At 51.7% G+C, this 24,278-nt stretch carries 24 protein-coding genes and 2 pseudogenes; 9 read left to right on the forward strand and 17 right to left on the reverse strand.

Annotated elements, in window-relative coordinates; translation table 11 throughout:
- Window positions 1-40 precede the first annotated feature (40 nt).
- From lsrR to QEN31_RS22480, 3 genes are all read left to right on the forward strand, one after another.
- Window positions 41-1,000, forward strand: coding sequence for a transcriptional regulator LsrR (gene lsrR, locus QEN31_RS22470; protein ID WP_001283048.1), 960 nt, complete (start codon window positions 41-43; stop codon window positions 998-1,000).
- 87 nt (window positions 1,001-1,087) lie between these two features.
- On the forward strand, window positions 1,088-2,680 hold the full coding sequence (gene lsrK / locus QEN31_RS22475) for an autoinducer-2 kinase (RefSeq protein WP_000113085.1): 1,593 nt from the start codon (window positions 1,088-1,090) through the stop codon (window positions 2,678-2,680).
- 13 nt (window positions 2,681-2,693) lie between these two features.
- On the forward strand, window positions 2,694-3,044 hold the full coding sequence (locus QEN31_RS22480; protein WP_001173080.1) for a cupin domain-containing protein: 351 nt from the start codon (window positions 2,694-2,696) through the stop codon (window positions 3,042-3,044).
- Between the two features lie 89 nt (window positions 3,045-3,133).
- On the opposite strand, the pseudogene QEN31_RS22485 reads toward QEN31_RS22480, so the two are convergent.
- From QEN31_RS22485 to cpxP, 11 genes and pseudogenes are all read right to left on the reverse strand, one after another.
- Window positions 3,134-3,274, reverse strand: a pseudogene (locus QEN31_RS22485) (CDP-diacylglycerol diphosphatase); the annotation flags it as partial.
- A gap of 45 nt (window positions 3,275-3,319) precedes the next feature.
- Window positions 3,320-3,445, reverse strand: a pseudogene (locus QEN31_RS22490) (hypothetical protein); the annotation flags it as partial.
- A gap of 97 nt (window positions 3,446-3,542) precedes the next feature.
- Complete coding sequence (locus tag QEN31_RS22495; protein WP_001519915.1) at window positions 3,543-4,265, reverse strand: GntR family transcriptional regulator; 723 nt, start codon at window positions 4,263-4,265, stop codon at window positions 3,543-3,545.
- 62 nt (window positions 4,266-4,327) lie between these two features.
- Window positions 4,328-5,368: an ADP-ribosylglycohydrolase family protein gene (locus QEN31_RS22500; protein WP_000557889.1), complete on the reverse strand. Its 1,041-nt coding sequence runs from the start codon at window positions 5,366-5,368 to the stop codon at window positions 4,328-4,330.
- Window positions 5,369-5,377: 9 nt separating this feature from the next.
- Entirely contained in the window at window positions 5,378-6,337 is a 960-nt protein-coding gene (locus QEN31_RS22505; RefSeq protein ID WP_000646499.1) for an aminoimidazole riboside kinase, read from the reverse strand.
- Between the two features lie 10 nt (window positions 6,338-6,347).
- The gene (locus QEN31_RS22510) at window positions 6,348-7,682 is read right to left on the reverse strand and encodes an MFS transporter (protein ID WP_099949737.1); all 1,335 of its coding nucleotides are present in this window, start codon (window positions 7,680-7,682) and stop codon (window positions 6,348-6,350) included.
- 264 nt (window positions 7,683-7,946) lie between these two features.
- Entirely contained in the window at window positions 7,947-8,702 is a 756-nt protein-coding gene (locus tag QEN31_RS22515; RefSeq protein WP_000750754.1) for a CDP-diacylglycerol diphosphatase, read from the reverse strand.
- A 100-nt stretch (window positions 8,703-8,802) separates the two neighbouring features.
- Window positions 8,803-9,792, reverse strand: coding sequence for a sulfate ABC transporter substrate-binding protein (locus QEN31_RS22520; protein WP_000758717.1), 990 nt, complete (start codon window positions 9,790-9,792; stop codon window positions 8,803-8,805).
- A 203-nt stretch (window positions 9,793-9,995) separates the two neighbouring features.
- Entirely contained in the window at window positions 9,996-10,958 is a 963-nt protein-coding gene (pfkA, locus tag QEN31_RS22525) for a 6-phosphofructokinase (RefSeq protein ID WP_000591793.1), read from the reverse strand.
- Between the two features lie 184 nt (window positions 10,959-11,142).
- On the reverse strand, window positions 11,143-12,045 hold the full coding sequence (fieF, locus tag QEN31_RS22530; protein ID WP_001077320.1) for a CDF family cation-efflux transporter FieF: 903 nt from the start codon (window positions 12,043-12,045) through the stop codon (window positions 11,143-11,145).
- 147 nt (window positions 12,046-12,192) lie between these two features.
- Complete coding sequence (gene cpxP / locus QEN31_RS22535) at window positions 12,193-12,693, reverse strand: cell-envelope stress modulator CpxP (RefSeq protein ID WP_001233463.1); 501 nt, start codon at window positions 12,691-12,693, stop codon at window positions 12,193-12,195.
- Window positions 12,694-12,843: 150 nt separating this feature from the next.
- On the opposite strand from cpxP, the gene cpxR reads away from it, so the two are divergent.
- The gene (cpxR, locus tag QEN31_RS22540; protein ID WP_001033731.1) at window positions 12,844-13,542 is read left to right on the forward strand and encodes an envelope stress response regulator transcription factor CpxR; all 699 of its coding nucleotides are present in this window, start codon (window positions 12,844-12,846) and stop codon (window positions 13,540-13,542) included.
- The gene (gene cpxA / locus QEN31_RS22545; protein WP_000580402.1) at window positions 13,539-14,912 is read left to right on the forward strand and encodes an envelope stress sensor histidine kinase CpxA; all 1,374 of its coding nucleotides are present in this window, start codon (window positions 13,539-13,541) and stop codon (window positions 14,910-14,912) included. The genes cpxR and cpxA overlap by 4 nt, the downstream gene beginning before the upstream one ends.
- A gap of 50 nt (window positions 14,913-14,962) precedes the next feature.
- On the opposite strand, the gene QEN31_RS22550 is transcribed toward cpxA, so the two are convergent.
- The 3 genes from QEN31_RS22550 to sodA all read right to left on the reverse strand — a co-directional run bounded on the left by QEN31_RS22550 (window position 14,963) and on the right by sodA (window position 16,749).
- Entirely contained in the window at window positions 14,963-15,358 is a 396-nt protein-coding gene (locus tag QEN31_RS22550) for a nuclear transport factor 2 family protein (protein ID WP_000133444.1), read from the reverse strand.
- A gap of 11 nt (window positions 15,359-15,369) precedes the next feature.
- A complete protein-coding gene (yiiM, locus tag QEN31_RS22555; RefSeq protein WP_000559232.1) occupies window positions 15,370-16,059 on the reverse strand; it encodes a 6-hydroxyaminopurine reductase in 690 nt (229 codons plus the stop codon).
- Between the two features lie 69 nt (window positions 16,060-16,128).
- On the reverse strand, window positions 16,129-16,749 hold the full coding sequence (sodA, locus tag QEN31_RS22560; RefSeq protein WP_000122635.1) for a superoxide dismutase [Mn]: 621 nt from the start codon (window positions 16,747-16,749) through the stop codon (window positions 16,129-16,131).
- A gap of 328 nt (window positions 16,750-17,077) precedes the next feature.
- On the opposite strand from sodA, the gene QEN31_RS22565 reads away from it, so the two are divergent.
- From QEN31_RS22565 to QEN31_RS22575, 3 genes are read left to right on the forward strand one after another with little or no spacing between them, the layout of a single operon-like run.
- The gene (locus QEN31_RS22565; RefSeq protein WP_000812819.1) at window positions 17,078-18,061 is read left to right on the forward strand and encodes a TRAP transporter substrate-binding protein; all 984 of its coding nucleotides are present in this window, start codon (window positions 17,078-17,080) and stop codon (window positions 18,059-18,061) included.
- Window positions 18,062-18,079: 18 nt separating this feature from the next.
- Window positions 18,080-18,595 carry a TRAP transporter small permease gene (locus QEN31_RS22570; RefSeq protein WP_001091413.1) on the forward strand — a complete coding sequence of 172 codons (516 nt, stop codon included), beginning with the start codon at window positions 18,080-18,082 and terminating at the stop codon, window positions 18,593-18,595.
- Window positions 18,588-19,895 (forward strand): TRAP transporter large permease, encoded by a 1,308-nt coding sequence (locus QEN31_RS22575; RefSeq protein WP_000566800.1) that lies wholly within the window; start codon window positions 18,588-18,590, stop codon window positions 19,893-19,895. Before QEN31_RS22570 ends, QEN31_RS22575 begins: the two co-directional genes overlap by 8 nt.
- A gap of 157 nt (window positions 19,896-20,052) precedes the next feature.
- On the opposite strand, the gene QEN31_RS22580 is transcribed toward QEN31_RS22575, so the two are convergent.
- Window positions 20,053-20,736 carry an oligogalacturonate-specific porin KdgM family protein gene (locus QEN31_RS22580; protein WP_000378721.1) on the reverse strand — a complete coding sequence of 228 codons (684 nt, stop codon included), beginning with the start codon at window positions 20,734-20,736 and terminating at the stop codon, window positions 20,053-20,055.
- Between the two features lie 618 nt (window positions 20,737-21,354).
- Here QEN31_RS22580 and rhaT point away from each other — a divergent pair.
- Entirely contained in the window at window positions 21,355-22,389 is a 1,035-nt protein-coding gene (gene rhaT / locus QEN31_RS22585) for an L-rhamnose/proton symporter RhaT (RefSeq protein ID WP_000063541.1), read from the forward strand.
- Here rhaT and rhaR read toward each other — a convergent pair.
- Together rhaR and rhaS are read right to left on the reverse strand one after the other, a co-directional pair.
- Window positions 22,386-23,234 (reverse strand): HTH-type transcriptional activator RhaR, encoded by an 849-nt coding sequence (gene rhaR, locus QEN31_RS22590; RefSeq protein WP_000013290.1) that lies wholly within the window; start codon window positions 23,232-23,234, stop codon window positions 22,386-22,388. The two genes, rhaT and rhaR, sit on opposite strands and share 4 nt — an antisense overlap.
- 152 nt (window positions 23,235-23,386) lie before the next feature.
- Window positions 23,387-24,223 (reverse strand): HTH-type transcriptional activator RhaS, encoded by an 837-nt coding sequence (gene rhaS, locus QEN31_RS22595; RefSeq protein ID WP_000217112.1) that lies wholly within the window; start codon window positions 24,221-24,223, stop codon window positions 23,387-23,389.
- Window positions 24,224-24,278 lie beyond the last annotated feature (55 nt).

The raw sequence follows: 24,278 nt of genomic DNA on the forward strand, positions 1-24,278 counted from the left end.
AATGATTTAGAAATGTTCAAAGTAAAGCCAGGTTATGACAATGAGCGATAATACGTTGGTATCTGATTATGGAATGTGCGAAGAAGAGCAGGTGGCGCGTATTGCCTGGTTCTACTATCACGATGGATTGACGCAGAGTGAAATCAGCGAGCGTCTGGGGCTAACCCGGCTAAAGGTTTCTCGTCTGCTGGAGAAAGGGCATCAGTCCGGTATTATTCGCGTACAAATCAACTCCCGCTTCGAAGGGTGTCTTGAGTATGAAAATGCCTTGCGCAACCACTTCGCATTGCAGAATATCCGCGTGCTGCCGGCATTACCCGATGCCGATATTGGTCTGCGCTTAGGAATCGGCGCCGCCCATATGTTGATGGAGTCACTGCGGCCACAGCAACTGCTGGCCGTCGGCTTTGGCGAAGCCACGATGACCACATTAAAACGCCTCAGCGGATTTATCTCGGCGCAACAAATCCGACTGGTCACGTTATCCGGCGGCGTGGGGCCGTATATGACCGGAATAGGCCAGCTTGATGCCGCTTGTAGCGTAAGTATTATGCCCGCGCCGCTGCGCGCATCATCGCAGGAAATTGCCTGCACGCTGCGCAATGAAAATAGCGTGCGGGATGTGATGCTCACAGCGCAAGCTGCCGATGCCGCCATCGTGGGGATTGGGGCAATTAACCAGAAAGATCAAGCCAGTATCTTAAAATCCGGTTATATCACTCAGGGTGAACAACTCATGATTGGCCGCAAAGGCGCAGTAGGCGATATTCTGGGCTATTTTTTTGATGCTCATGGCGAAATTATTCCAGACATCAAAATCCATAACGAATTAATTGGCCTGAAGTTAAATTCACTTTCCACGATCCCAACCGTGATTGGCGTCGCCGGCGGCGAACAAAAAGCAGAAGCTATTATTGCCGCTATGCGCGGTAACTATATCAATGCACTGGTTACCGATCAGAAAACCGCAGGGAAAATAATTCAAATTATTGAAAAATAAAAAAATAAAATAACACTTACCTCAATTCAATAAACAATAACTGACAGGATTTTATGTAACGATGTAAAAATAGCCGAGGATAAAAAAATGGCTCGACTCTGTACCCATACTGAATCAGGACATTACCTGATGGCTCTTGACGCCGGTACCGGTAGCGTCAGAGCAGTAATTTTTGATCTACAAGGAAAGCAAATAGCTGTCGGTCAAGCGGAATGGCAGCATCTGGCCGTGCCGGATGTGCCTGGTTCGATGGAGTTTGATCTTGCCAAAAACTGGCAACTGGCTTGCCAGTGTATCCGTCAGGCACTACAGAAAGCCGCCATCCCTGCAACGGCTATCGCTGCCGTATCGGCCTGCTCGATGCGTGAAGGCATTGTTATTTATGACAGTAACGGCGAACCAATTTGGGCCTGCGCTAATGTTGACGCCCGCGCGGCGCACGAAGTCAGTGAATTAAAAGAGCTGCACGATAACACCTTTGAGGAGGAAGTTTATCGTTGCTCCGGGCAAACGCTGGCGCTCAGCGCTATTCCGCGTCTGCTCTGGCTTGCCCACCATCGTCCGGATATTTATCATCGCGCGTCAACCGTCACTATGATCAGCGACTGGATGGCCTTTATGCTCAGCGGCGAACTGGCGGTCGATCCCTCCAACGCAGGCACGACGGGGTTATTGGATCTGGTGACCCGCAACTGGAAACGTAGTCTGTTACAGATGGCGGGCCTGCGTTCTGACATTCTCTCGCCGGTAAAAGAAACCGGGACGCTGCTCGGTCACATTTCACAGAAAGCGGCTGAACAGTGCGACCTGCAAGCGGGTACGCCGGTCATCGTTGGCGGCGGCGATGTGCAGTTAGGCTGTCTGGGGCTGGGCGTCGTACGCCCGGCGCAAACGGCCGTGCTGGGCGGAACCTTCTGGCAACAGGTCGTCAATCTTCCCGCGCCGGTCACCGACCCAAACATGAACGTTCGCATCAATCCTCATGTGATCCCCGGTATGGTACAAACCGAGTCTATTAGCTTTTTTACTGGGTTAACGATGCGTTGGTTCCGCGACGCCTTTTGCGCCGAGGAAAAACTAATCGCTGAAAGGTTAGGTATTGATGCGTATTCCCTGCTGGAAGATATGGCCAGCCGGGTGCCTCCCGGCGCGTACGGTGTGATGCCCATCTTCTCTGACGTTATGCGTTTTAAACGCTGGTACCATGCCGCGCCGTCGTTTATCAATCTGTCTATCGATCCTGAAAAGTGTAATAAAGCGACCCTATTTCGCGCGCTGGAAGAGAATGCCGCCATTGTTTCCGCCTGCAATTTACAGCAAATTGCCGCGTTTTCCGGCGTACAGGCCGACTCGCTGGTTTTTGCTGGCGGAGGATCTAAAGGCAAATTATGGAGCCAAATCCTTGCCGACGTTACGGGACTCACCGTTCACGTACCTGTCGTCAAAGAAGCTACCGCGCTAGGGTGCGCTATTGCCGCAGGCGTTGGCGTGGGTGTCTGGCCATCGCTGGCGGAAACGGGAGAAAAGCTAGTGCGCTGGGATCGGGAGCATAAACCTAATCCTGAAAATTTCGCTGTCTATCAGCAGGCCAGAGAAAAATGGCAGGCCGTTTATCAGGATCAACGCGCGCTGGTCGATGGTGGCTTAACGACATCCCTCTGGAAAGCGCCAGGCCTGTAACAGGAGAATAAGCATGCAAAAAACGAATGAGAAGAATCATGAATACCGCTTTGGCGATAATGGCCCTAAATACTTAATCCGTGGGCCGGGCTGCGATATGGGCGTCGTCATACTACAACCAGGGCAGTCATTCCCTAACCATCGCCATAATACCGCTTGTGAGATTTTTTATACCCTAAGCGGTGAAGTGTGCCTGTATCTGGAAGGAACACCTCATATCCTGCAAACTGGAGATGTTTTACAGTGCGAACCTGGGGAGGCGCATTATCTCATTAATAACGGCGATAAACCCTGGAAAGGCGTGTTTATTAAATCGCCGCATCTGGAAAATGACAGCCACCCCGCAGATCCACCGGCCTGGTAACGCCCGCGCCATCGCCAGATTTTGCCGGATAGCGCCACGAGAGCCTTGTCCGGCCTCCAAACGGTATTCGTTAATGCAATATCAAGCTGTCATTTGATGACCTGTTGGTTCAAGATATCACACTGATGATCCTGAATTTCCTCGGCAGAAGCGCGATTGAAGATCAGTAAATTACGCTCGGTCGCCAGCAGGACAAAAGAGCCATCGCTTTGGCGTATCACCGCCAGCGCGATACATCACAGCATCCCCGCCCGCGCAGGAACTTTCCCTGGTCCCATCGCCACAGCAAAAAATAGCAGTGCGGTCATAAACTCCGGCAGTGGCGAAGTCGCCCACAGAAGGATAGTAACGCCAACGATGATGGACGGGAGGAACAGAGGATGGGACAACCAGAGCGACATACCTGTCTCCTGACGATTTTTTCAGCAAGAATACGACGGACAGTCAGGCAGGTAAACGCCAGATATGGTGGGGTTATCGCAGGATTAAGTGGACAGATCAGTGATAATGAATTTCACCAAAGTATTCAGACAGCACGTAATAGCGGCAATACTCAAAAGGGCTGTCCTTCCCGGCCTGAAACGTCTGTCTGGCGACGGATAACAGCGGTTTATTGGCGGCGATTTGCAATTTTTCGCACAGGTCAGCGGAAGGTAAAATCGCCTCAACTTTTTCTATCGCCGAGTCGCTTGTGACGTTTAATAACGAATAAAGCGACGTATGCTCCAGCGCCTGCGGTGTGAGTTCCAGGCCGGGAAAGAAGCTGAGATCGAGATATATTTTCTCATGGTTAAATGGGCGGTTATTCAGGCAACGAATACGCGAAATATAGAGATAGTGATGCTGTGCGGGCAGGCTCAAGCCGTCTGCCTGAGCGTCGCGCGCGCGGCGCGGCGCGATTTCCAGAATACGGTTCTCAATCGCCACGCTGGCGTCCTGGAGATCGCGGGTAATACCGCGAAACGTGTGCCCGTAGCTCACGCCTTCCGGCACCGAGCACACCACCGAACCACTTCCGCGCTGGGAGGAAATAATGCCCGCATTGATTAATTCGCTCCAGGCCTGTTTAACCACAATCAGCGAGACGTTGTAGGATCTGGCAATCTCTTTTTGCGTCGGTAGTTGGCTACCCAAAGGCAAAGACCCGTTCTGGATCTGCTGACAGATGATAAAAAATAGTTGCTTATAAAGCGGAGTAAAGCTCGTTTTATCAACCTGCAAGCTGCGCACCTCACGTCTTCGCCAGCAGGGGACGTTTTACCGTCCCCGGCAGGGTGAAGTCGCTACCCTGCGATTTGCCTGGCCAGTTCTGCCAAATCGAAATGATTCATACGATCCAAAGTCGTTAAATAATCGGCGGGAAAAGCCTCCACGCCATGGAATGCGCCGGAAATCGCCCCGACCATGGTGGCGACAGTATCAGTATCATTGCCGATATTAACGCCGGAGATAATAGCATCTACGGCAGAATTCGGACAACACGCGAACAGGCCAAAGGCCGCCGGCACCGCTTCACTCACGTGCAGCCCGGAGCCAATAATATCAGCAAGTTCCACCACCGCCGTTTCCCAATGGCGATGACGTTTACCGATATCTACGGCCAGCTCAATGCGTCGGGCAACGGAAGGCCCGGCGACCATCATCGCCCCTTGCTCCTGCGCCAGCAGATAGCCCCTTTGCGCACCGTAAATACCGGCGGCAATAATGCTGTCTGCATTGGTCTGCGCTCTTAACGCCTCGCTGGTTGCCGCCGCCATCGCCGCTGCGCCGGACATCGCCAGCACGTTATTATGGGTAAAGCGGCAAATCTGTAGCGCGCATTCAATCGCCGCGTCAATATCACCCGGGTGCAGCACCGCCGCTGGCCAAATCTTCATGGCGGCGCCGTTCGTTGCCTCCGCGTTACCCTTATTAATAATCTGTACCGACTGTTTCTCGCCTTCCAGCTCACCCTGTAAAGAGGCGCGGTTATCATTGAATATTGCCTTCATTGCCGCACGCGTCGTCGGGCCGGTAAAGTTGGCGTAGTACGGGTAATCCAGCCACTGCTGGAAAGCCTCGCGCATCGCCTCGTCGCTGACCTGGCGTTGATGGCGCAGCAGCGCATCCATGATGTACTTCGCCTGAATAAAATCATCCGTGCACATCCCCGCTTCGTTGCAGCGGCCAAACGTGTCCGCTGGCGGTTTTTGAAAGGTCGTCACCCAGCCGCCAAAATAGTCTTTTATTTGCTGCTGGGTGCGTACTTCCGTCGCGGCTCCCATCGCGTCCGCGGCGGCGGCGCCCACCAGGCATCCCAGTATTTTGTTTCGATCAACGTGCATGATGACTCCTTATTTCACGGTCATGGCTTGTGCCAGCGAATGGCTGGAAAGAAAAGTGTTGAGTTGGTCAGGAAACGGTAAAGCGGTCATTGCGCCTTTTGCCGTCACCGCCATAGCGCCGCAGGCATTGGCATTGCTGATGGCTTCCGCCAGCAGGGCATGATCCCAGCAATTTGCGCGGGAAAGGGTGAACAACAGTCCGCCGACAAAAGCATCACCGGCTCCCGTGGTATCGACAACATCGACGCGTGGTGCGGGAAAATGGAACTCCCCCTCGGCGGTAATCAACAGCGCGCCATCGGCCCCCAGCGAAATGATCGTGGTGTCACACCCAAGATCGCGCAGGTAATAACGCGCATCCTGCCAGTGACTGGCCCCGCTGAGCTGGCACAGCTCATCTGCCGAGACTTTGCAGATAGAAGCCAGTGCGGCGGACCGGGCGATCAGTTCAGGGATTTCATCAGTATTCCCCCACATTTTGCTGCGTAAGTTGACGTCGAATAACACGTAGCCACCGGCTTCTCGCATGCGTCTCGCTCCCTCAAGGCACGCCTCGCGAGCGGGCCTGTCGGTGAGGCCAATTGAGCTGAAGTAAAACCATTCGTACTGCCTGAACGGCGGCAGGTCCTGCGGCGAAACGTAGGTATCAGCCCCCGGATGCACCAGATAGGTAAAGCTGCGCTCCCCATCAGCCGTCAGGTTGACGATCAGCACCGCGCTGGTCAGGTCCGCATCCAGCCTTAGAAACGTGACATCCACGCCGTTATCCTGAAAAACCTGGCGCAGGAAGCGGCCGGCGTCATCGTCACCAAGACAGCCAATAAAACCGCACTCTCCGCCCAGCCTGGCAACGCATACCCCCACGTTCGCCGACGCTCCGCCGGGGCATTTCAGATAGCTGTTCTGTTTTTCCGGCACCAGATCAACGGAGGCATCGCCGATAACCCAAACCTTATTCATGGCCTTCATTTGCGCCTCCTTATGCCTGTTTCTGCGCCAGGGCAAGCTGAATATCTCGATAATATTCATTATTAATCAGATACTTTTTCATAAGCAGCCCAACCACAAGGTGAAACAGAGCCGGAATGAGCGTCATCATCAGCGCAATACCGGTGAGCGAACGCGCGCTCTGTTCAACATCGGCCTGATAGCCAAAGTGGCTCAGCAGGAATCCGAGTATCCCGCCCGCGATCCCCATCCCAAACTTCTGGAAGAAGAGGATGCCGCCAAACGCCAACCCGGAAACGCGCAGACCGGTTTTCTTTTCGCCGTAATCCACCGCTTCGGCGATAGAGGACCAGAACACCGGCATTTGCATATCGCAGAAGAAATTAATAAGAAAATAGAACGCAAAGGCGAGGACAAGATTTTCACGCCCGACGGAGAAATACATCAGAGCGCTCAGGATAAAGGTAATAATCTGGGTGTAGCGGAACATCTTAATTTTGTCCCAGAATTTAGTTATCCAGGTGGTGGCGATCATCGCTAAAATAGAGGCCACGACGCCGGTGGTCAGGAAGGGTGAAATCAGACTATCTCCGCCGTTCAGATAATACTTAGCGTAATAAGCGGCAACGGAACCGCGAATAACATAACCGCACATCAGCAGCAGAATAACAACGCCGAGAATAATCCACTGATCGTTGCGTAACAGATACTTAAACTGTTTCCCCACCGATAACGAGGTAATTTCCGGCTCGCTGCGTTCACGCGTGGTAAGAAAACAGAAGATAAACAGCAAGGCGCCCATCGCCCCCATCAGCCCCATCGAAAACTGGTAACCCAGCGCCTTGTTGCCCTGCCCCAGCCAGACGGCAAGCATCGGTACGACGATAGTCACCAGGAAAGCGGCAATCTTGGTCATCACAAAACGATAACCGTTGGCGCTTAACCGTTCGACGGGGTCGCTGGTAATCACGCCAATCATCGAAATATAGGGAATGGTGATCGCGGTATAGACCAGGGTCATAAGAATATAGGTGCCATAGGCCCACGCCAGCTTGGCCATATAAGCCATATCAGGCGTAATAAACATCAAATACACGGCGAAACCAAAAGGAATGGCAAACCACAGCAGCCACGGGCGGTAACGCCCCCAGCGCGTATTCAGTTTATCGGTCAGAACCCCCATGGCCGGATCGATAATGGCATCAATCATCCGCACAACCACAAACAGTACGCCAACATCAGCGGCGCTCAGGCCGTAGATATCGGTATAGAAATAGGCGAGGAGCAGCTGCATGGCGATAATCACAACGTTTATCGCCATATCTCCCGCGCCGAAGCCGATTTTTTCCACGATAGAAAGTTTCATGTTGATATTCCTTTACGCTTAGCAGCGCAAATCTGGTGAACAATTAATGATGTCACTACATGAAATAAAAACGTTTTTATATATAAGCCATCCACCAGACAATCTATGGAGGCTATGAAGAGAGTGTAACTAACCATCAAAAGATATAAAGGTATACCTTTATATCTTTTGATCGGTTTCACATATTTTTATAGACACGATCTTACCCCAGTTTTAAACCGGGATAAGAATCAATAAGATAATGAGCAGGGGGTGTAACGAAAATCAGCGGGAAGACAAAATGGCGCAACTATGGTCCTGGATCTCTTCCGCCGATGCGCGATTGAAGGTCAATAAATTACGCTCGGTCGCCAGCAGAACAAAAGAGTCGTCGCTTTGGCGTACCACCGCCAGCGCATAGCGTCCCATATGATCGCGCGCTTCCGGCACCTCTTCCGCCAGCATCATAAACGGACTACGCTGCGCCAGTTCGCTCTCGGTTACCCGGCGCGCCAGGTATTCATGCCCCATCAGGTCGCCCGGTAGCGGAAGCCAGCGAGTGCTGATACGCGTGAGATCGTTATCCAGTTGTTCCCGAACGTCAGGACGGATGCAAGAAATATGGATATGCAAATGGTCCTGTGAACGACCAAGCCGCGAATTAATCGCCAGCGAGACCGCGCTATCCGGAATATCATGCCCGTATTTTTTACTCATATAGCCGCGAGCCTGCCAGGCCAGCCAGAAAAAGTTGGGCGTAGCGGGTTCCAGCAATAGCGGGCTTTCTGTACCGTTGATACGGTAGGTGGGCATCAATAAATATTGCAACGGACCGTGACGATCTTTAAAGACGACATAGCCGGCGCGAGGTTTGACTTCCGCGCAAGGCGCTGGGTTTTGATGCTGTAACTGATCGGGCAGGCATTGTTCAAGCACGATTTCCCGTAATGCATCAGGATTGCCGGAAAATTTCCAGTAACCGACGCCCGCCGCGGCGACAATCACTATCACCGCCAGTAAAAAGTAGCCTGTTTTTTTCATGATATGCGTTCCCTGTGACCCATAGACGGGGAAGAGTAACGCAAAATTGTGGCAAAGAAAAAACCCGGTAACATAATACGTTACCGGGTTTATAAACGGTTTAGCGTTTGCTAATTTGGTCGAACGTACCGCCATTAGCGAAGTGATCTTTTTGCGCCTTCGCCCAGCCGCCAAACACCTCGTCAATGGTGAACAGCTTCAGCTTCGGAAACGCATCGTCGTATTTTTTCGCCACGTCAGCATCGCGCGGACGGTAGAAGTTTTTCGCTGCTATCTCCTGCCCTTCCGGCGAGTAGAGATACTTCAGATACGCTTCCGCCACCGCATTCGTCCCTTTCTTCTCAACGACTTTATCCACCACGGACACGGTCGGCTCTGCGAGAATAGATTCACTCGGGGTCACTATCTCGAATTTATCTTTACCCAGTTCATTCGTCGCCAGTAGCGCTTCGTTTTCCCAGGCAATCAGCACATCACCGATACCGCGTTCAACGAAAGTATTGGTTGAGCCGCGCGCGCCGGAGTCCAGCACTTCAACGTTTTTAAACAGGGCTTTGACAAAGTCCTGCGCTTTGGCCTGATCGTTATTGTTGTGGTGCAGGGCGTAGCCCCATGCCGCCAGATAGTTCCAGCGTGCGCCGCCGGAGCTTTTCGGGTTTGGCGTAATCACCGACACACCGGGTTTAATCAGATCGTTCCAGTCATGAATTTGTTTTGGATTGCCTTTGCGGACCAGGAAAACGATGGTGGAGGTGTAAGGTGCTGAGTTATCCGGCAGACGCTTGATCCAGTTTTTATCGATACGACCACGTTCCGCAATAGCGTCCACATCGTAAGCCAGCGCCAGCGTCACGACATCGGCTTCAATGCCGTTAATAACGGAAGTCACCTGTTTACCCGAACCGCCGTGCGATTGACGGATCACGACGTTGTCGCCGGTTTCCTGCTTCCAGTGCGCGCTAAACGCTTTGTTGTACTGCTCGTACAGCTCACGCGTTGGATCGTATGATACGTTAAGTAACTGAATATCCTTTGCCAGAATGCTGGTTGACGCCAGCAATAATGTGAACCCCACGCCCCACTTTTTCATCGCCCGACTCGCTTATGTTGTGTTGTGATGAGCAAAGCGTGCCAGAAAGAGATCCAAACATTAAAGAATAAAAAAAGATTGGCTATAACTTCGAGGAATAAATCTGAGGGATTGCCGGATGGCGGCTAGCGCCTAATCCGGCCTACACGTTTCTGCAACCTGTAGGCCTGATAAGCGTAGCGCCATCAGGCGCGCAAAAACAATCAGTACAGTTTTTTCGCGCACTCCATCCAGTCGCTTTTGAACGGACGCTTCATGTTTTCAATCGCATCGATGATGTCATGATGAACAAGCTGCTCGTTCTGGATACCGACACAACGACCGCCATGGCCTTCCAGCAGCAGGTCAATAGCATACGCGCCCATACGGGAAGCCAGAATGCGATCGTAAGGTACCGGGGAACCACCGCGCTGAATGTGGCCGAGCACCGTCGCACGCGTCTCACGGCCCGTTTCTTTTTCAATAAAGTGCGCCAGTTCGTCAACATCGCACATATGCTCAGTAATAGCGACGATAGCGTGTTTTTTCCCTTTCGCGATCCCGGCTTTGATTTCGGCCACCAGATCTTCGCGATTAAATTCAACTTCCGGCACCACGATAAACTCACAGCCGCCAGCAATAGCCGCCGCCAACGTCAGGTCGCCGCAATAACGGCCCATCACCTCAACGATAGAGATACGCTGGTGAGAAGAGGAGGTGTCACGCAGACGGTCAATCGCTTCCACTACAGTGCCGAGAGCAGTGAAATAGCCGATAGTGTAGTCGGTGCCTTTGATGTCGTTATCGATAGTGCCTGGCAGACCGATGCACGGGAAGCCCATTTCAGTCAGACGTTTTGCACCCATATAAGAACCGTCGCCGCCAATAACTACCAGCGCATCGATACCGCGTTTTTTCAGGTTTTCGATCGCGACAGCGCGAATATTTTCGTCACGGAATTCCGGGAAACGGGCAGAACCGAGGAAAGTACCGCCACGGTTGATCATGTCAGATACGCTGTAACGGTCAAGCTGAACCATACGATCTTCATACAGGCCCAGATAGCCGTCATAAATGCCCATGACTTCCAGCCCTTCCGTCAACGCTGCGCGCACAACACCGCGGATTGCCGCGTTCATGCCCGGCGCATCACCGCCGCTTGTCAACACACCGATTTTCTTAATCATGACTACCTCTGAACTTTGGAATGCAAAATGAAATCTATTGCCGGAAGCCGATTTCGCACTTCGAAACGATCCAACGAATATACAGATAGTATAACAATCCCTTCCTGCTGAATTGATTCAGGTCAGGCCAAATGGCGGTAATTTATACACAAAATGCTGGCCTGGCTCACTTTTTAACAATCAATTATACAAGCTCGAACTTCCTGCCTTCCCTGGGAACGACTGAACAGGGATCCTGATGAATAATGACATCTGAACCCGGAAAACGCTGTAAAATCGCCTGCTCTACCTGGTCAGCCACAAAATGCGCCTGAACGAGCGGCAGATTATCTTCCATTTCCAAATGAATCTGAATAAAGCGAGTCGGCCCTGACTGCCGCGTGCGGAGATCGTGCGCGCCGCTGACTCCCGGCCATGACGTCACGATATCAATAATTTCCTGTCGTTCCGCATCGGGCAGCGCGCGATCCAATAATGACTGCACCGCCTCATACCCCATACGTAACGCGCTATACAAAATATAGATGCCGATACCTAACGCAAACAGGGCATCCGCACGATGCCAACCGTACCAGGATAACCCCAGCGCGATAAGAATCGCTCCGTTCATCATAACATCAGACTGATAATGAAGCATATCCGCCCGTACCGCCTGACTTTGGGTCTTGCGTACCACCCAGCGCTGAAACGTGACCAGTATAATAGTGCATATCAGAGCGATGACGGTAACGCCAATCCCCACGCCGGGGTCGTTCATTGGCGTCGGCTTAATCAGATTCTGAATACTGGTCAAAAACAGAAACAACGCCGAACCGGAAATAAACATACTTTGCGCCAGCGCCGCCAGCGACTCCGCTTTACCGTGCCCAAACGTGTGTTCATCATCTGCGGGTTGCAGCGAATAACGCACGACCAACAAATTCGTCAATGACGCGGCAATATCCACCAGCGAGTCCACCAACGCCGCCAGAATACTCACCGATCCCGTATACCACCACGCAAAAATTTTGATCAAAAGTAACGCTGATGCCATCGCCGTTGCCGCGATAGCCGCCCGGCTAACCAGCCGTCCATAGGTTTGATTCATAAATACTCCCGCTATCTTCTGCCGGTAGTATAACGGATGGTTTAAAACAGTAAGCTAATAACAGAATGACAAACTGGAGATAAAAAAAACCCCCACATCATGTGGGGGAAGACAGGGATGGTGTCTATGGCAAGGAAAACAGGGTTGTTACTGGGAACGTGAGTTGCTACTACTCAATAATTTCAACGATGAACTTTTTTGCCATTGCGCCACGTCGCGCAGTTGCTCCATTCGTTGCTGATGCTTTTCATTCAAAACCGCTTGCTGCTCCGGCGTTAACAGGCGATACATCTGGTTACGCACGCGGGCCATTTCGACCTGGCGGGCAACCTGCTCTTGCGCCATTTTTTCTGCCTGAGCGCGCACAGCGCTTTCATCAAATTTTTCTGCGGTGACAAGCCGATGCATTGTCTCCATTTCGCTAACATTAACAGGAGGCTGTTCGTGCCTTGCCTGTTGCATAAGATCTCGCATCTGCTGACGCTGATGTTCGGTTAAACTTATGCCGTCAAACATATGATTTTGCGCGCTACGCTGCGTGGCCCCGTCACCGGGGTGCCAGTTATCGCTTGTAACAACTTCAGCTGCGTGGCTTAAAAAACTGAATGCCAGCGTTGAGGCCATAACAGCAGCGGTAACTTTGCGCATCGCTTGCTCCCAAAATCTTTTCTGTCGCGATTCAACGAGAGACAGTTTACGATTCGGGCTGCAAACATGCGTCAGGGGGTGTAAAACAACGTAAAGTCATGGATTAGCGACGCCTGATGACGTAATTTCTGCCTCGGAGGTACGTAAACAATGAATAAAATCCTGTTAGTTGATGATGACCGAGAGCTGACTTCCCTGTTAAAAGAGCTCCTCGAAATGGAAGGTTTTAATGTCCTGGTGGCCCACGACGGCGAGCAGGCGCTTGAGCTTTTGGATGACAGCATCGATTTACTTTTGCTTGACGTCATGATGCCGAAGAAAAACGGTATCGATACGTTGAAAGCGCTTCGCCAGACACACCAGACGCCTGTCATTATGCTGACCGCGCGCGGCAGCGAGCTGGATCGCGTTCTCGGCCTTGAGCTGGGCGCGGACGACTATTTACCCAAACCATTTAACGACCGCGAGCTGGTAGCGCGCATCAGGGCTATTTTGCGCCGTTCCCACTGGAGCGAACAGCAGCAGAGCAGCGACAACGGCTCGCCGACGCTGGAAGTCGATGCGCTAAGCCTTAATCCGGGTCGCCAGGAAGCCAGTTTCGATGGCCAAACGCTGGAGCTGACCGGTACGGAATTCACCCTGCTCTATTTGCTGGCGCAACACCTCGGCCAGGTGGTTTCCCGTGAACATTTAAGTCAGGAAGTGCTGGGTAAGCGCCTGACGCCGTTCGATCGCGCCATTGATATGCATATTTCTAACCTGCGCCGCAAACTGCCGGAACGCAAAGACGGTCACCCGTGGTTTAAAACATTGCGTGGTCGCGGCTATCTGATGGTTTCCGCTTCATGATAGGAAGTTTAACCGCGCGCATCTTCGCCATCTTCTGGTTGACGCTGGCGCTGGTGCTAATGCTGGTCCTGATGTTGCCCAAGCTCGATTCACGCCAGATGACCGAGCTGCTGGACAGCGAACAGCGCCAGGGATTGATGATAGAGCAACATGTAGAAGCTGAACTTGCGAACGATCCGCCCAACGACCTGATGTGGTGGCGTCGCCTGTTCCGCGCGATCGATAAGTGGGCGCCGCCTGGACAGCGGTTATTACTGGTGACCTCTGAAGGACGCGTGATCGGCGCTGAACGCAGCGAAATGCAGATCATTCGTAACTTCATTGGTCAGGCGGATAACGCCGATCATCCGCAGAAGAAAAAATATGGCCGCGTAGAGATGGTGGGGCCGTTCTCCGTTCGCGACGGAGAGGATAATTACCAGCTTTACTTGATTCGACCGGCCAGCAGTTCGCAATCCGATTTTATTAATCTGCTGTTTGACCGCCCGCTTCTGTTGCTCATTGTCACGATGCTGGTCAGTTCGCCGCTCTTGCTATGGCTGGCATGGAGTCTGGCGAAACCGGCGCGTAAGTTGAAAAACGCGGCTGATGAAGTGGCGCAAGGCAACCTGCGTCAGCATCCGGAGCTGGAGGCGGGTCCGCAGGAGTTCCTCGCCGCTGGCGCCAGTTTTAACCAGATGGTGACGGCGCTGGAACGGATGATGACCTCGCAGCAGCGTTTGCTGTCAGACATCTCCCATGAGCTGCGAACGCCCCTTACGCGCCTGCAACTGGGTACCGCGCTGCTGCGTCGTCGTGGCGGCGAAAGCAAAGAGCTGGAGCGTATTGAAACCGAAGCGCAGCGTCTGGACAGCATGATCAATGACCTGCTGGTGATGTCGCGTAACCAACAGAAAAATGCGCTGGTCAGCGAAACGATGAAAGCCAATCAGCTATGGGGCGAAGTGCTGGATAACGCCGCCTTTGAAGCCGAACAGATGGGCAAGTCGTTAACGGTAAATTATCCGCCGGGGCCGTGGCCGCTCTATGGCAACCCAAACGCGCTGGAAAGCGCGCTGGAAAATATAGTTCGTAATGCGCTGCGCTATTCACATACGAAGATTGAAGTCGGCTTCTCGGTGGATAAAGACGGTATTACGATCACGGTCGATGACGACGGGCCGGGCGTCAGCCCTGAAGACCGCGAGCAGATCTTCCGTCCGTTCTATCGCACTGATGAGGCGCGCGACCGCGAGTCTGGCGGCACCGGGCTGGGGCTGGCGATTGTCGAAAGCGCCATGCAGCAGCACCGCGGCTGGGTGAAGGCTGACGATAGCCCGCTGGGTGGGTTGCGGCTTACGCTGTGGCTACCGCTGTACAAGCGAACCTAAAAACCATCGGCCTGCGAATGCAGGCCGATTTTTTATCTCGCCGTCGAGATTTACCGGGAGATTTCCGGCACCAGAATCCACTCGGCGCTGTCGTTCCACACGTCCATCCGGGTAATTTTGCCATCGCGCACTTCGAAACGATCGATAAAGCGATTACCGGCAAACGGGCGACCGTCGGGCCATTCCCCATACAGCGTACCGTTGGAATAAATCACAACGTAATGATCATGCTGCACCGCATCAAACTCGCCCAGCGCCTTCTTCACCCACTTGTAGCGAGCGCCGTTAAACTGCGCGATATCTGCCGCGCCAGCCATTGCCCGGCCTCCGGTGAAGGTAATTTTCACCTCCGGGTGCATATACGTTGCGGCGCGTTCAGCATCGGGAATCATCGAGGCCACCAAAAATTCTTTTACGATCGCCACCGCATTTTCAGCTTCAGTCATAATCCTTCCTTTCATTTTGGCGGAGTTTTATCCCCCCACAGTCGTCTGGCGCTATCTTCAATTTTGCCGCTCAAACGACGCTTCTGCATGGTGCGGCTCCAGCTCGCCGACAGCCCGGCGGCGCTCAACAGCCGGTGATATTGTTCGTCATCAAACGGCATAGACCAGGCGATAACACCCGCTTCATGAACCGAGACATCGCTCAGACGCGACGCCAGTTCCAACGGCGCATCGCTGGAGACCTTACCTGGCGCAATGACCCGATACAGCCAGCCGGTTTTTCCGCTGTTCTGCATAAGGAGGGCCATGTCGCTGATGGCAAAGTGGAAATTAAGTTTAAAGCATGGAGAGCGCGGCTGAGTGACCTGGATCAACACCTCGCCCCAGCGGTAGATGTCGCCAATAAACACGTTGTGTTCGGTCATTCCGTTCGTCGACAGATTCTCGCCAAACGCCGGGGCGCAAAACAGCGTCGCCTGCTCGGGGAACTGGCGAATCCAATCAGCATAGTGTTCGCGGGGGTAATGGCATAGCGCGCGGTCGGGGCCGCCGTGGATTTTCTTTTCGGCCTGCTGATCGCCTGCCAGACCGAGCTCGGTCAGCATGAGTTCGCCGTCGATTTGCACCTTGGCGATAGCGCTCGGGCGGCTGCCGTCATAGTCACGAATTTTGCCAATAAACACGTCAACCGGATAATGCATCTGCTGCTCCTTACGCGGATACAAAAAAAGCGAGTCATCAGACTCGCTTCTACAGACGTGCAATGCAAATTATTTTTTAGCGGCGAAACGCGCTGCTGCTTCGTCCCAGTTCACCACGTTCCAGAACTCTTTGATGTAGTCCGGGCGGCGGTTCTGGAATTTCAGGTAGTAAGCGTGTTCCCACACGTCCAGGCCCAGGATCGGGAAGCCGGAAGCGCCGGAAATGGCTTCACCCATCAGCGGGGAATCCTGGTTTGCGGTAGAAACCACAGCCAGTTTGTCGCCTTTCAGCACCAGCCACGCCCAGCCGGAGCCGAAACGGGTTGCTGCTGCTTTTTCGAATTCAGCTTTGAAGTTGTCAACGGAACCGAAGTCACGCTCGATAGCCGCTTTCAGATCGCCCTGCAGAGTGGTGCCTTTTTTCAGCCCTTTCCAGAACAGGCTGTGGTTAGCATGGCCGCCCGCGTTGTTACGCAGCACAGTTTTTTTGTCCGCTGGCACCTGGTCCAGTTTAGTAATCAGTTCTTCAACCGGCAGGCTGGCAAACTCAGGCAGGTTTTCCAGCGCCGCGTTAGCGTTGTTGACATAGGTTTGATGGTGTTTGGTGTGGTGAATCTCCATCGTCTGCTTATCGAAGTGCGGTTCCAGTGCATCATAAGCGTACGGCAGGGATGGCAGTGTATAACTCATAATCATCTCCATTATTGTCGAGCGGCACAGTGTTAACGCCGCGTAAGCAGTTGGTTCATTATAGTTAATTAAATGATATTGAAAATGATTATCAATGCCGTACTTTTTCCAGGGTTATAAACGTTACGGCATCCGCTGAAAAAAACCGTTTTTTACGCCTCCAACCGAAACCGCCTGTTGATGAATTCCTGGAAATCATGAAATGTGAAACAGGGTTTCAAAATCTTTCTTTTGGTGCCAAATTTTGTCAGCGGTGGCAAAATCAAGAAGGTTATAATTTCACACTGCAATTACATTCCCGGTAAATTATTACAATTGCGAGGGAATCATGAAGCAACCTGGTTTTATACGTCTGGCTACGTTGGCCTTACTCTCCACACTCTCTTTCTTCTCCCACGGCGAAACCATTTTGCGCCTGGCCTACGCTGAAAATAGCCAGCCGGTAAAAGATGCGTTGCACTTCCTGGGGCAGCAAGTGGAAGAGAAAACGGGCGGCGATATCAAAGTACAGTACTTCCCGGACGGACAGCTTGGCGGCGAGCGCGAACTGGTGGAGTTGACGCAGGTCGGCGTCGTCGACATCACTAAAGTGTCGTCCGGGCTGATGGAGAGTTTTTCGCCTGAGTACGGCGTGTTCTCACTTCCCTACCTGTTTGCCACCGTCGAGGAATACTACCGCGTAATGGATAACCCGCAGGTGATGGAGCCTGTTTATCAGTCCACCGCCGCGCAGGGGTTTATCGGCGTAGGCTGGTATGATTCCGGCGCGCGTAATTTTTATATGAGCAAAGCGCCGATTAAACGCATTGAGGATTTACGCGGGAAAAAGATCCGCGTCATGCAGAGTGAGACGGCGATCCAAACCCTCAAACTGCTGGGCGCTTCGCCTATCGCCATGAGCCAGGCGGAGGTCTATACCTCATTACAACAAGGCATTCTCGACGGCGCGGAAAACAATGAGTTCGCTCTCACCATCGCCCGCCACGGCGAAGTCGCCCGTTATTACACCTACGATATGCACACCCGCATTCCCGATATCCTGCTAATGAGTACCCTCACGCTGGAAAAGCTGACGCCGGAACAGCAGCGCATCGTCGAAGCCGCCATCAAGGCGTCGATCGAATTTGAGAAAGCCGCATGGGACAAGGAAATAGAGAAAACCAGGCTGGCGGCGGTAAAAGATTTCAACGTTGAATTCTACGAGATCGACAAAAAACCCTTCCAGGAGGCAGTACAGCCTATTTACGACGGTCTGAAAAACAAACCGCGGCTTTACGGGCTGTATCAACGTATCCAGACAGCAAAAAATTAATCTAATCAGGAAATTAAGATGAACACATTCAGAAAAGGACTTGATTTATTGCTGGGCGCTATCTGTTGCCTGGTGCTGGCGATAATGGTTGGCATCGCCTGCTGGCAGGTGGTGAGCCGCTACATTCTGGGCGTTCCCAGCACCCTTACCGAAGAGATGCTGCGATTTCTCCTGGTGTGGGTATCAATGCTGGGCATGGCTTTTGTCGCCGGTCAGAAACAGCATATTAGCCTGACTCTCTTACTGGATAAGGTGTCGCCGACGATTCGCGGCTGGTGGGATATTATCCTGCAGGTCATTTTTATCGCGTTTTCCATTTGGGTATTGATTATCGGCGGCTTAAAGATTTCTGCGATTTCTATGCTGCAAATCTCTCCTGCGCTGGGCATTCCGATGGGAAAAATTTATTACGCGCTCCCCTGCGCGGGCGTACTGATCATCCTCTATGGGCTGCTGAATATCGTTGACGCCCTGAAAGCTATCCATTCCGCCACGGATACCACTGAGCACACTCTGGAGAAATCACATGATTGACCCTATTTTTGCGTCCTGTACGCTAATTGCCGTCTTTGTTGTTTTACTGGCCATGGGCGCGCCTATCGGGATCTGCATCGTTATCGCCTCTTTCAGCACCATGATGCTGGTACTGCCTTTCGATATTTCGATGTTCGCCACCGCGCAAAAAATGTTCTCCAGCCTGGACAGTTTTGCCTTGCTGGCCGTGCCGTTCTTCGTTTTGTCCGGGGTGATCATGAATAGCGGGGGAATTGCCGCCCGGCTGGTCAATTTTGCCAAACTGTTTACTGGCAAACTGCCCGGCTCGCTCTCTTATACCAACATCGTCGGCAATATGATGTTCGGTGCAATTTCCGGATCGGCGATTGCCGCCTCAACCTCCATCGGCGGCGTGATGGTGCCGATGAGCGCGCGCGAAGGTTACGATCGCGGCTTTGCGGCCGCGGTGAATATCGCCTCCGCGCCGACGGGAATGTTAATTCCGCCCACCACGGCTTTTATCCTTTACGCGCTGGCAAGCGGGGGAACATCGATTGCCGCTCTGTTCGCCGGCGGTCTGGTCGCGGGAGTGCTGTGGGGCGTTGGCTGTATGCTGGTCACGCTGGTGGTCGCTAAGCGTCGAAATTATCGGGTTTTCTTCACCGTCCAAAAAGGTATGGCGCTAAAAGTTGCCGTTGAGGCCATTCCCAGCCTGCTGCTGATCGTGATTATTGTCGGCGGCATTGTGCAGGGGATTTTCACCGCCATTGAAGCCTCCGCGATTGCCGTGGTGTATACGTTATTGCTGACGATGGTGTTTTACCGCACGCTGAAAATTAAGGATTTGCCTTCGATTTTGCTCCAGACAGTGGTAATGACCGGGGTCATCATGTTCCTGCTGGCAACCTCTTCGGCGATGTCCTTCTCGATGTCGATCACCAATATTCCTGCGGCGCTGAGCGATATGATCCTCGGTATTTCCGCCAATAAACTGGTTATCCTGTTAGTCATTACCGTCTTTTTGTTGATTATCGGCGCATTTATGGATATTGGTCCGGCCATTCTGATTTTTACCCCGATTCTGCTGCCAATCATGGCTAAACTGGGCGTCGATCCGGTGCATTTCGGCATTATCATGATCTATAACCTGGCGATTGGCACCATTACGCCGCCAGTTGGCAGTGGTTTATATGTCGGGGCGAGCGTCGGTAAGGTCAAAGTTGAGGAAGTGATTAAACCGTTGCTGCCTTTTTACGGCGCGATTATCGGCGTTCTGTTATTAATTACCTACATTCCGGAAATCACACTGTTCTTACCCCGTCTACTGGGCATCATGTAAGCGCATAGTTTCCTGCACATCTCGTTGCCGGATGGCGATTCGCGTCTTATCCGGCCAACGCGCGATAATAATTATCCGCAGGTCATCACCAGGTAAAAAAAACCGGCTACCTATAAAGTAGCCGGAAAAGGGAATAAATAATAAACAGGGATAATGATTAGAATGTGTAGCCTATACCCACGCGGAAACGGGTTTGTCTTTCATCGCTGTTGCTATTGACGGAAACATTACCTACCTCAACGAATGGCGACCATTGGTCAATAATATAGGCAGTTCTGAAGTTATATTCATAGTTATCTTTGCCGCCATCGTAAAGATCATATTTATCGGCTTTCTTATAAATTCCTTCGATTGTCCAGTCAAAGTTGTTCCATTTATAACCCGCCCAGACATCCATACGATTGATGGTATCATCATCACGGATATCAGAAGAACGGCGTACATATTCAAAACGATAGCGCGCGCCAACCCACCAGCTTTCATTTAATGTCCACGTCGCGCGGAAGTAAGGCTTATAGGTAGAGTAACCGTTGCCTGTTTCCAGCACGAAACCCGGTTGCCAGGCGACATCACCGGTTTTAAATTGGTAGCTTATCGTATATTCGTTGCCCTGTGTTTCTAGGTCATTAAACGCTTTATTGGTGTCATCCCCGCCTGATTTTGAGATAGCTTCTATCGCAAAACCAACACCATTCGCAAACCGATGAGAAATATACGCACGGTCATAGTTAGCTTTACTGTCATCAAGATATTCATGACGAACATCGACATATACTGCATGCGCATTTGTTACAACAAGAGGTAATAGTAAGAAAAGAGATTTTCTCATAACAGAATCCATTTAATTTAAAATTAAAACGTTGTTTCATGTCAGACCGTTACAACCATAATACGCAATGTGAATGGCGACAATATAGACAAAGATCTTTAATTTAAAATTGGGATAATGTTCAAAAAGCAAAATAAAATAAATGAAATTCATATTCGTCATATAAAATAAAAATCAAAACACCATCAACAACGCCAATATAGGGATTTCCTTATATTTATATTTAATTGATTCCTAACGTTAATTTCAATATATTTAAATTGTAAATACAAATAAAACAACCAAATAATTACTGTATAACTACCCTTTTATCAAACGGTAAGTCAGACTATTCCCATTATGTGACCTCACGCAGCGTTTTCTTTGCATTGTTGCCAGCTAAGTCGTTTCGTGTCGTTATGATGAAGGTATTTTAGAAAACAAATATTACCCACTGATTTAAATAACATCCAGACGGTCACGATGCGCTCCGACTTTTTTAAAACGTGAAGTTAATCACTTCATTAACGTGCTGATTGCCAGAATACACCCAACGGCGGCAATCGTTATAAGGTTACCAGGCTGCGTAATTTTTAAACTCATGCAAACGGAAGGGGTATCCCGTCCATAAAAAATAATGAGGAACATGTCATGAGTAACGCGATTACGATGGGTATTTTCTGGCATTTGATAGGGGCGGCCAGTGCAGCCTGCTTCTATGCCCCGTTCAAGCAAGTGAAACAGTGGTCATGGGAAACCATGTGGTCAGTGGGCGGCATCGTCTCATGGCTTATTCTGCCGTGGACAATTAGCGCTCTGTTACTGCCTGATTTCTGGGCCTATTATGGGCAGTTTAACCTCTCCACCCTTTTACCGGTTTTTCTGTTCGGCGCCATGTGGGGCATCGGCAATATTAACTACGGCCTGACCATGCGTTATCTCGGCATGTCGATGGGTATCGGCATCGCTATCGGCATTACGCTTATCGTCGGCACGCTGATGACGCCTATCATCAACGGTAACTTCGATGTGTTAATTCATACCGAAGGGGGACGCATGACGCTACTTGGCGTTTTTGTCGCGCTGATCGGCGTCGGGATTGTGACGCGCGCCGGACAGTTAAAAGAACGCAAAATGGGCATTAAAGCGGAGGAGTTCAATCTGAAGAAAGGGCTTCTGCTGGCAGTGATGTGCGGTATTTTCTCGGCGGGAATGTCTTTTGCCATGAACGCCGCGAAACCGATGCATGAAGCTGCTGCCGCGCTTGGCGTTGACCCGCTCTATGTCGCGCTGCCGAGTTACGTGGTGATTATGGGCGGCGGCGCGCTGGTGAACCTCGGTTTCTGTTTTATCCGCCTGGCAAAAGTACAAAATCTGTCGATAAAAGCCGACTTCTCGCTGGCAAGACCGTTGATTATCAGCAATATTCTGCTGTCCGCGCTTGGCGGTCTGATGTGGTATTTGCAGTTCTTTTTCTATGCCTGGGGTCACGCGCGCATTCCAGCGCAATATGACTACATGAGCTGGATGCTGCACATGAGCTTCTATGTGCTGTGCGGGGGGCTTGTCGGTCTGGTGCTAAAAGAGTGGAAAAATGCTGGCCGCCGTCCCGTTGCTGTATTAAGCCTCGGCTGCGTGGTAATTATTATCGCGGCGAATATTGTCGGTTTAGGCATGGCCAGTTAATCGCTTTGATTACTGAGATGACGCCATTGGCTCGGCGTCATCCCGGTTTCCCGCGTGAACACCACTGAAAAATAATTACTATCTTCAAAACCGCACTGCATCGAAATCTCGCTAATCATCAGCGGGCTATGCTGAAGCAGATACTGCGCGTGGCAAATACGGACCTGGCGTAAATATTGATTAATCGTCATCCCGGTTTGGGCGCGAAACTGCTGCCGCAGCACCCGTTCGCTGCATTGTTCCTGCTGGCAAAACGCATCCAGCGCAAAGGGACACTCAAGGCTATTAGCCAAAGCGGTAATTAATTTATCCAACAGGGTTTCTCGGGAGGTTGCCGGAAGATCGTCGGTCGCGTAGCGATGCCGTTTTAACGTCATCACCAGTTGACCAAACAGCAATTCCGCCATCTCATTCGCCAGCGGATCGCGTCCATTACTCTCATGTTCAAGCTGGTTAATGACCTGCCGCGCCTGATTCATTCCCATACTGCCCAGCCGCCAGTGAGGATGCCACTGCGCTCCCTGAAAGCCGGGAATCATCGCCTGCCAGTTTACATTGAGTTTCAAACGCTCCGGGCAGTAAATAATATTTTGCAGCACCAGATCGTTAACGGAAGTATAGGAGTGTTTGTCTTCAGCACGAATGTAAAACAGATCGCCGCGGGTAATTCTGTATGGGCGCTCATTAAGAACGTGTAGGCCATTGCCCCGCCAGACCATCACCAGTTCACAAAACTCATGCGTATGTTCCGCAAAAACATCCTGTGGATAGCGATCGGCAACCGTAACGGCCTGCTGCTCATCAGTAAAAAAATCTTTTTTCAAAAGGATTAACTGATTTGCCACCGCAGCACCTCATGTTGAATGCTTGCCGGATGGCGCTACGCTTATTCTGTCTACCGCTCGCCGCCGTAGGCCAGGTAAGGCGCAGCCGCCATCCGGTATTAAAGGGTATAATTATCAGCATATTGGCGACGAAAACGTTGATAGCGTTCGCGTTACTGGATTATCGCATCGCGTCCCTGACGGATATCCCGCGGCGACCAGTTAAATTCTCGGCGAAACAGAGTCGAAAAGTGGTTACTGTCGCCAAAACCGCAGCGGTACGCGATTTCTGTCACGCTATGATCGCTATGGCGCAATAAATGCCGGGCTTTGATCAAACGCAGGCGATTAAGGTAACGTTGCGGCGTCAGCCCGGTATGCTGTTTAAGCTGACGATGCAGCGTGCGTAGCGACAGCGAAAACTGTTCAGCTACCGCCTCCCAGCAGACCTCCTCCGCAAAATGGTCTTCCAGCCATGCCATCAGTTGGTTGAGTTTGGCGTCGTTATTGGTCGCGCCTTCCATCAGGCTACTGCGGCGTAACAACACCAGTAGTTGCATAAACAAAATTTCGCGATTCGCCACGGCAGGCGCATCCATGCCGTCTCCGGCGCGCTCCATCAGACCGACCAACTGGCGCACCTGCTGCAACACACTCTGATTCACCCGCCAGTGAGAAGGATAGTAACCATCCTGCTCCTGCGGCAGCAATTGATCCAACCCCGCCAGGAACTGGAAGGCGTCCGGTGAACGCCACAGTACATTCGTCAGGCATAGGTTGTCGGTATGTTCATATAAATGCCGGTCGTGATCGCGAACAAAACACACGGTACCGCCGCTGATGGTATACGGCTGCCCGTTGAATACATGAATGCCCGTACCGTGTTCCACAATCACGATTTCATGAAAATCATGATGATGTTCAGGGAAAGCGGCTTGCGGCAGACGAGGTTCAATCGCCACGGGCGCTTTACCTGATGGAAAAAAATCCACGCTATGCAGTACGGTCATGGTTGCTTCCTCCTGAATTCAACATGTCCGAATAGTAATTAAGGGTTATCGGCCT

This window comes from Salmonella sp. SA15303 (genome assembly GCF_029962125.1).
GTDB classification, from domain to species: domain Bacteria; phylum Pseudomonadota; class Gammaproteobacteria; order Enterobacterales; family Enterobacteriaceae; genus Salmonella; species Salmonella enterica.

What these genes read in the sequence shown, in the direction of transcription:
- fieF (WP_001077320.1), bottom strand. Translation starts at nt 12,045, where the DNA reads ATGAATCAAACCTATGGACGGCTGGTTAGCCGGGCGGCTATCGCGGCA.
- lsrR (WP_001283048.1), top strand. Translation starts at nt 41, where the DNA reads ATGAGCGATAATACGTTGGTATCTGATTATGGAATGTGCGAAGAAGAG.
- QEN31_RS22505 (WP_000646499.1), bottom strand. Translation starts at nt 6,337, where the DNA reads ATGAAGGCCATGAATAAGGTTTGGGTTATCGGCGATGCCTCCGTTGAT.
- QEN31_RS22565 (WP_000812819.1), top strand. Translation starts at nt 17,078, where the DNA reads ATGAAGCAACCTGGTTTTATACGTCTGGCTACGTTGGCCTTACTCTCC.
- QEN31_RS22580 (WP_000378721.1), bottom strand. Translation starts at nt 20,736, where the DNA reads ATGGATTCTGTTATGAGAAAATCTCTTTTCTTACTATTACCTCTTGTT.
- cpxP (WP_001233463.1), bottom strand. Translation starts at nt 12,693, where the DNA reads ATGCGCAAAGTTACCGCTGCTGTTATGGCCTCAACGCTGGCATTCAGT.
- QEN31_RS22575 (WP_000566800.1), top strand. Translation starts at nt 18,588, where the DNA reads ATGATTGACCCTATTTTTGCGTCCTGTACGCTAATTGCCGTCTTTGTT.
- lsrK (WP_000113085.1), top strand. Translation starts at nt 1,088, where the DNA reads ATGGCTCGACTCTGTACCCATACTGAATCAGGACATTACCTGATGGCT.
- QEN31_RS22510 (WP_099949737.1), bottom strand. Translation starts at nt 7,682, where the DNA reads ATGAAACTTTCTATCGTGGAAAAAATCGGCTTCGGCGCGGGAGATATG.
- sodA (WP_000122635.1), bottom strand. Translation starts at nt 16,749, where the DNA reads ATGAGTTATACACTGCCATCCCTGCCGTACGCTTATGATGCACTGGAA.
- cpxA (WP_000580402.1), top strand. Translation starts at nt 13,539, where the DNA reads ATGATAGGAAGTTTAACCGCGCGCATCTTCGCCATCTTCTGGTTGACG.
- pfkA (WP_000591793.1), bottom strand. Translation starts at nt 10,958, where the DNA reads ATGATTAAGAAAATCGGTGTGTTGACAAGCGGCGGTGATGCGCCGGGC.
- QEN31_RS22550 (WP_000133444.1), bottom strand. Translation starts at nt 15,358, where the DNA reads ATGACTGAAGCTGAAAATGCGGTGGCGATCGTAAAAGAATTTTTGGTG.
- yiiM (WP_000559232.1), bottom strand. Translation starts at nt 16,059, where the DNA reads ATGCATTATCCGGTTGACGTGTTTATTGGCAAAATTCGTGACTATGAC.
- cpxR (WP_001033731.1), top strand. Translation starts at nt 12,844, where the DNA reads ATGAATAAAATCCTGTTAGTTGATGATGACCGAGAGCTGACTTCCCTG.
- QEN31_RS22570 (WP_001091413.1), top strand. Translation starts at nt 18,080, where the DNA reads ATGAACACATTCAGAAAAGGACTTGATTTATTGCTGGGCGCTATCTGT.
- QEN31_RS22515 (WP_000750754.1), bottom strand. Translation starts at nt 8,702, where the DNA reads ATGAAAAAAACAGGCTACTTTTTACTGGCGGTGATAGTGATTGTCGCC.
- rhaS (WP_000217112.1), bottom strand. Translation starts at nt 24,223, where the DNA reads ATGACCGTACTGCATAGCGTGGATTTTTTTCCATCAGGTAAAGCGCCC.
- rhaT (WP_000063541.1), top strand. Translation starts at nt 21,355, where the DNA reads ATGAGTAACGCGATTACGATGGGTATTTTCTGGCATTTGATAGGGGCG.
- QEN31_RS22480 (WP_001173080.1), top strand. Translation starts at nt 2,694, where the DNA reads ATGCAAAAAACGAATGAGAAGAATCATGAATACCGCTTTGGCGATAAT.
- QEN31_RS22520 (WP_000758717.1), bottom strand. Translation starts at nt 9,792, where the DNA reads ATGAAAAAGTGGGGCGTGGGGTTCACATTATTGCTGGCGTCAACCAGC.
- QEN31_RS22500 (WP_000557889.1), bottom strand. Translation starts at nt 5,368, where the DNA reads ATGCACGTTGATCGAAACAAAATACTGGGATGCCTGGTGGGCGCCGCC.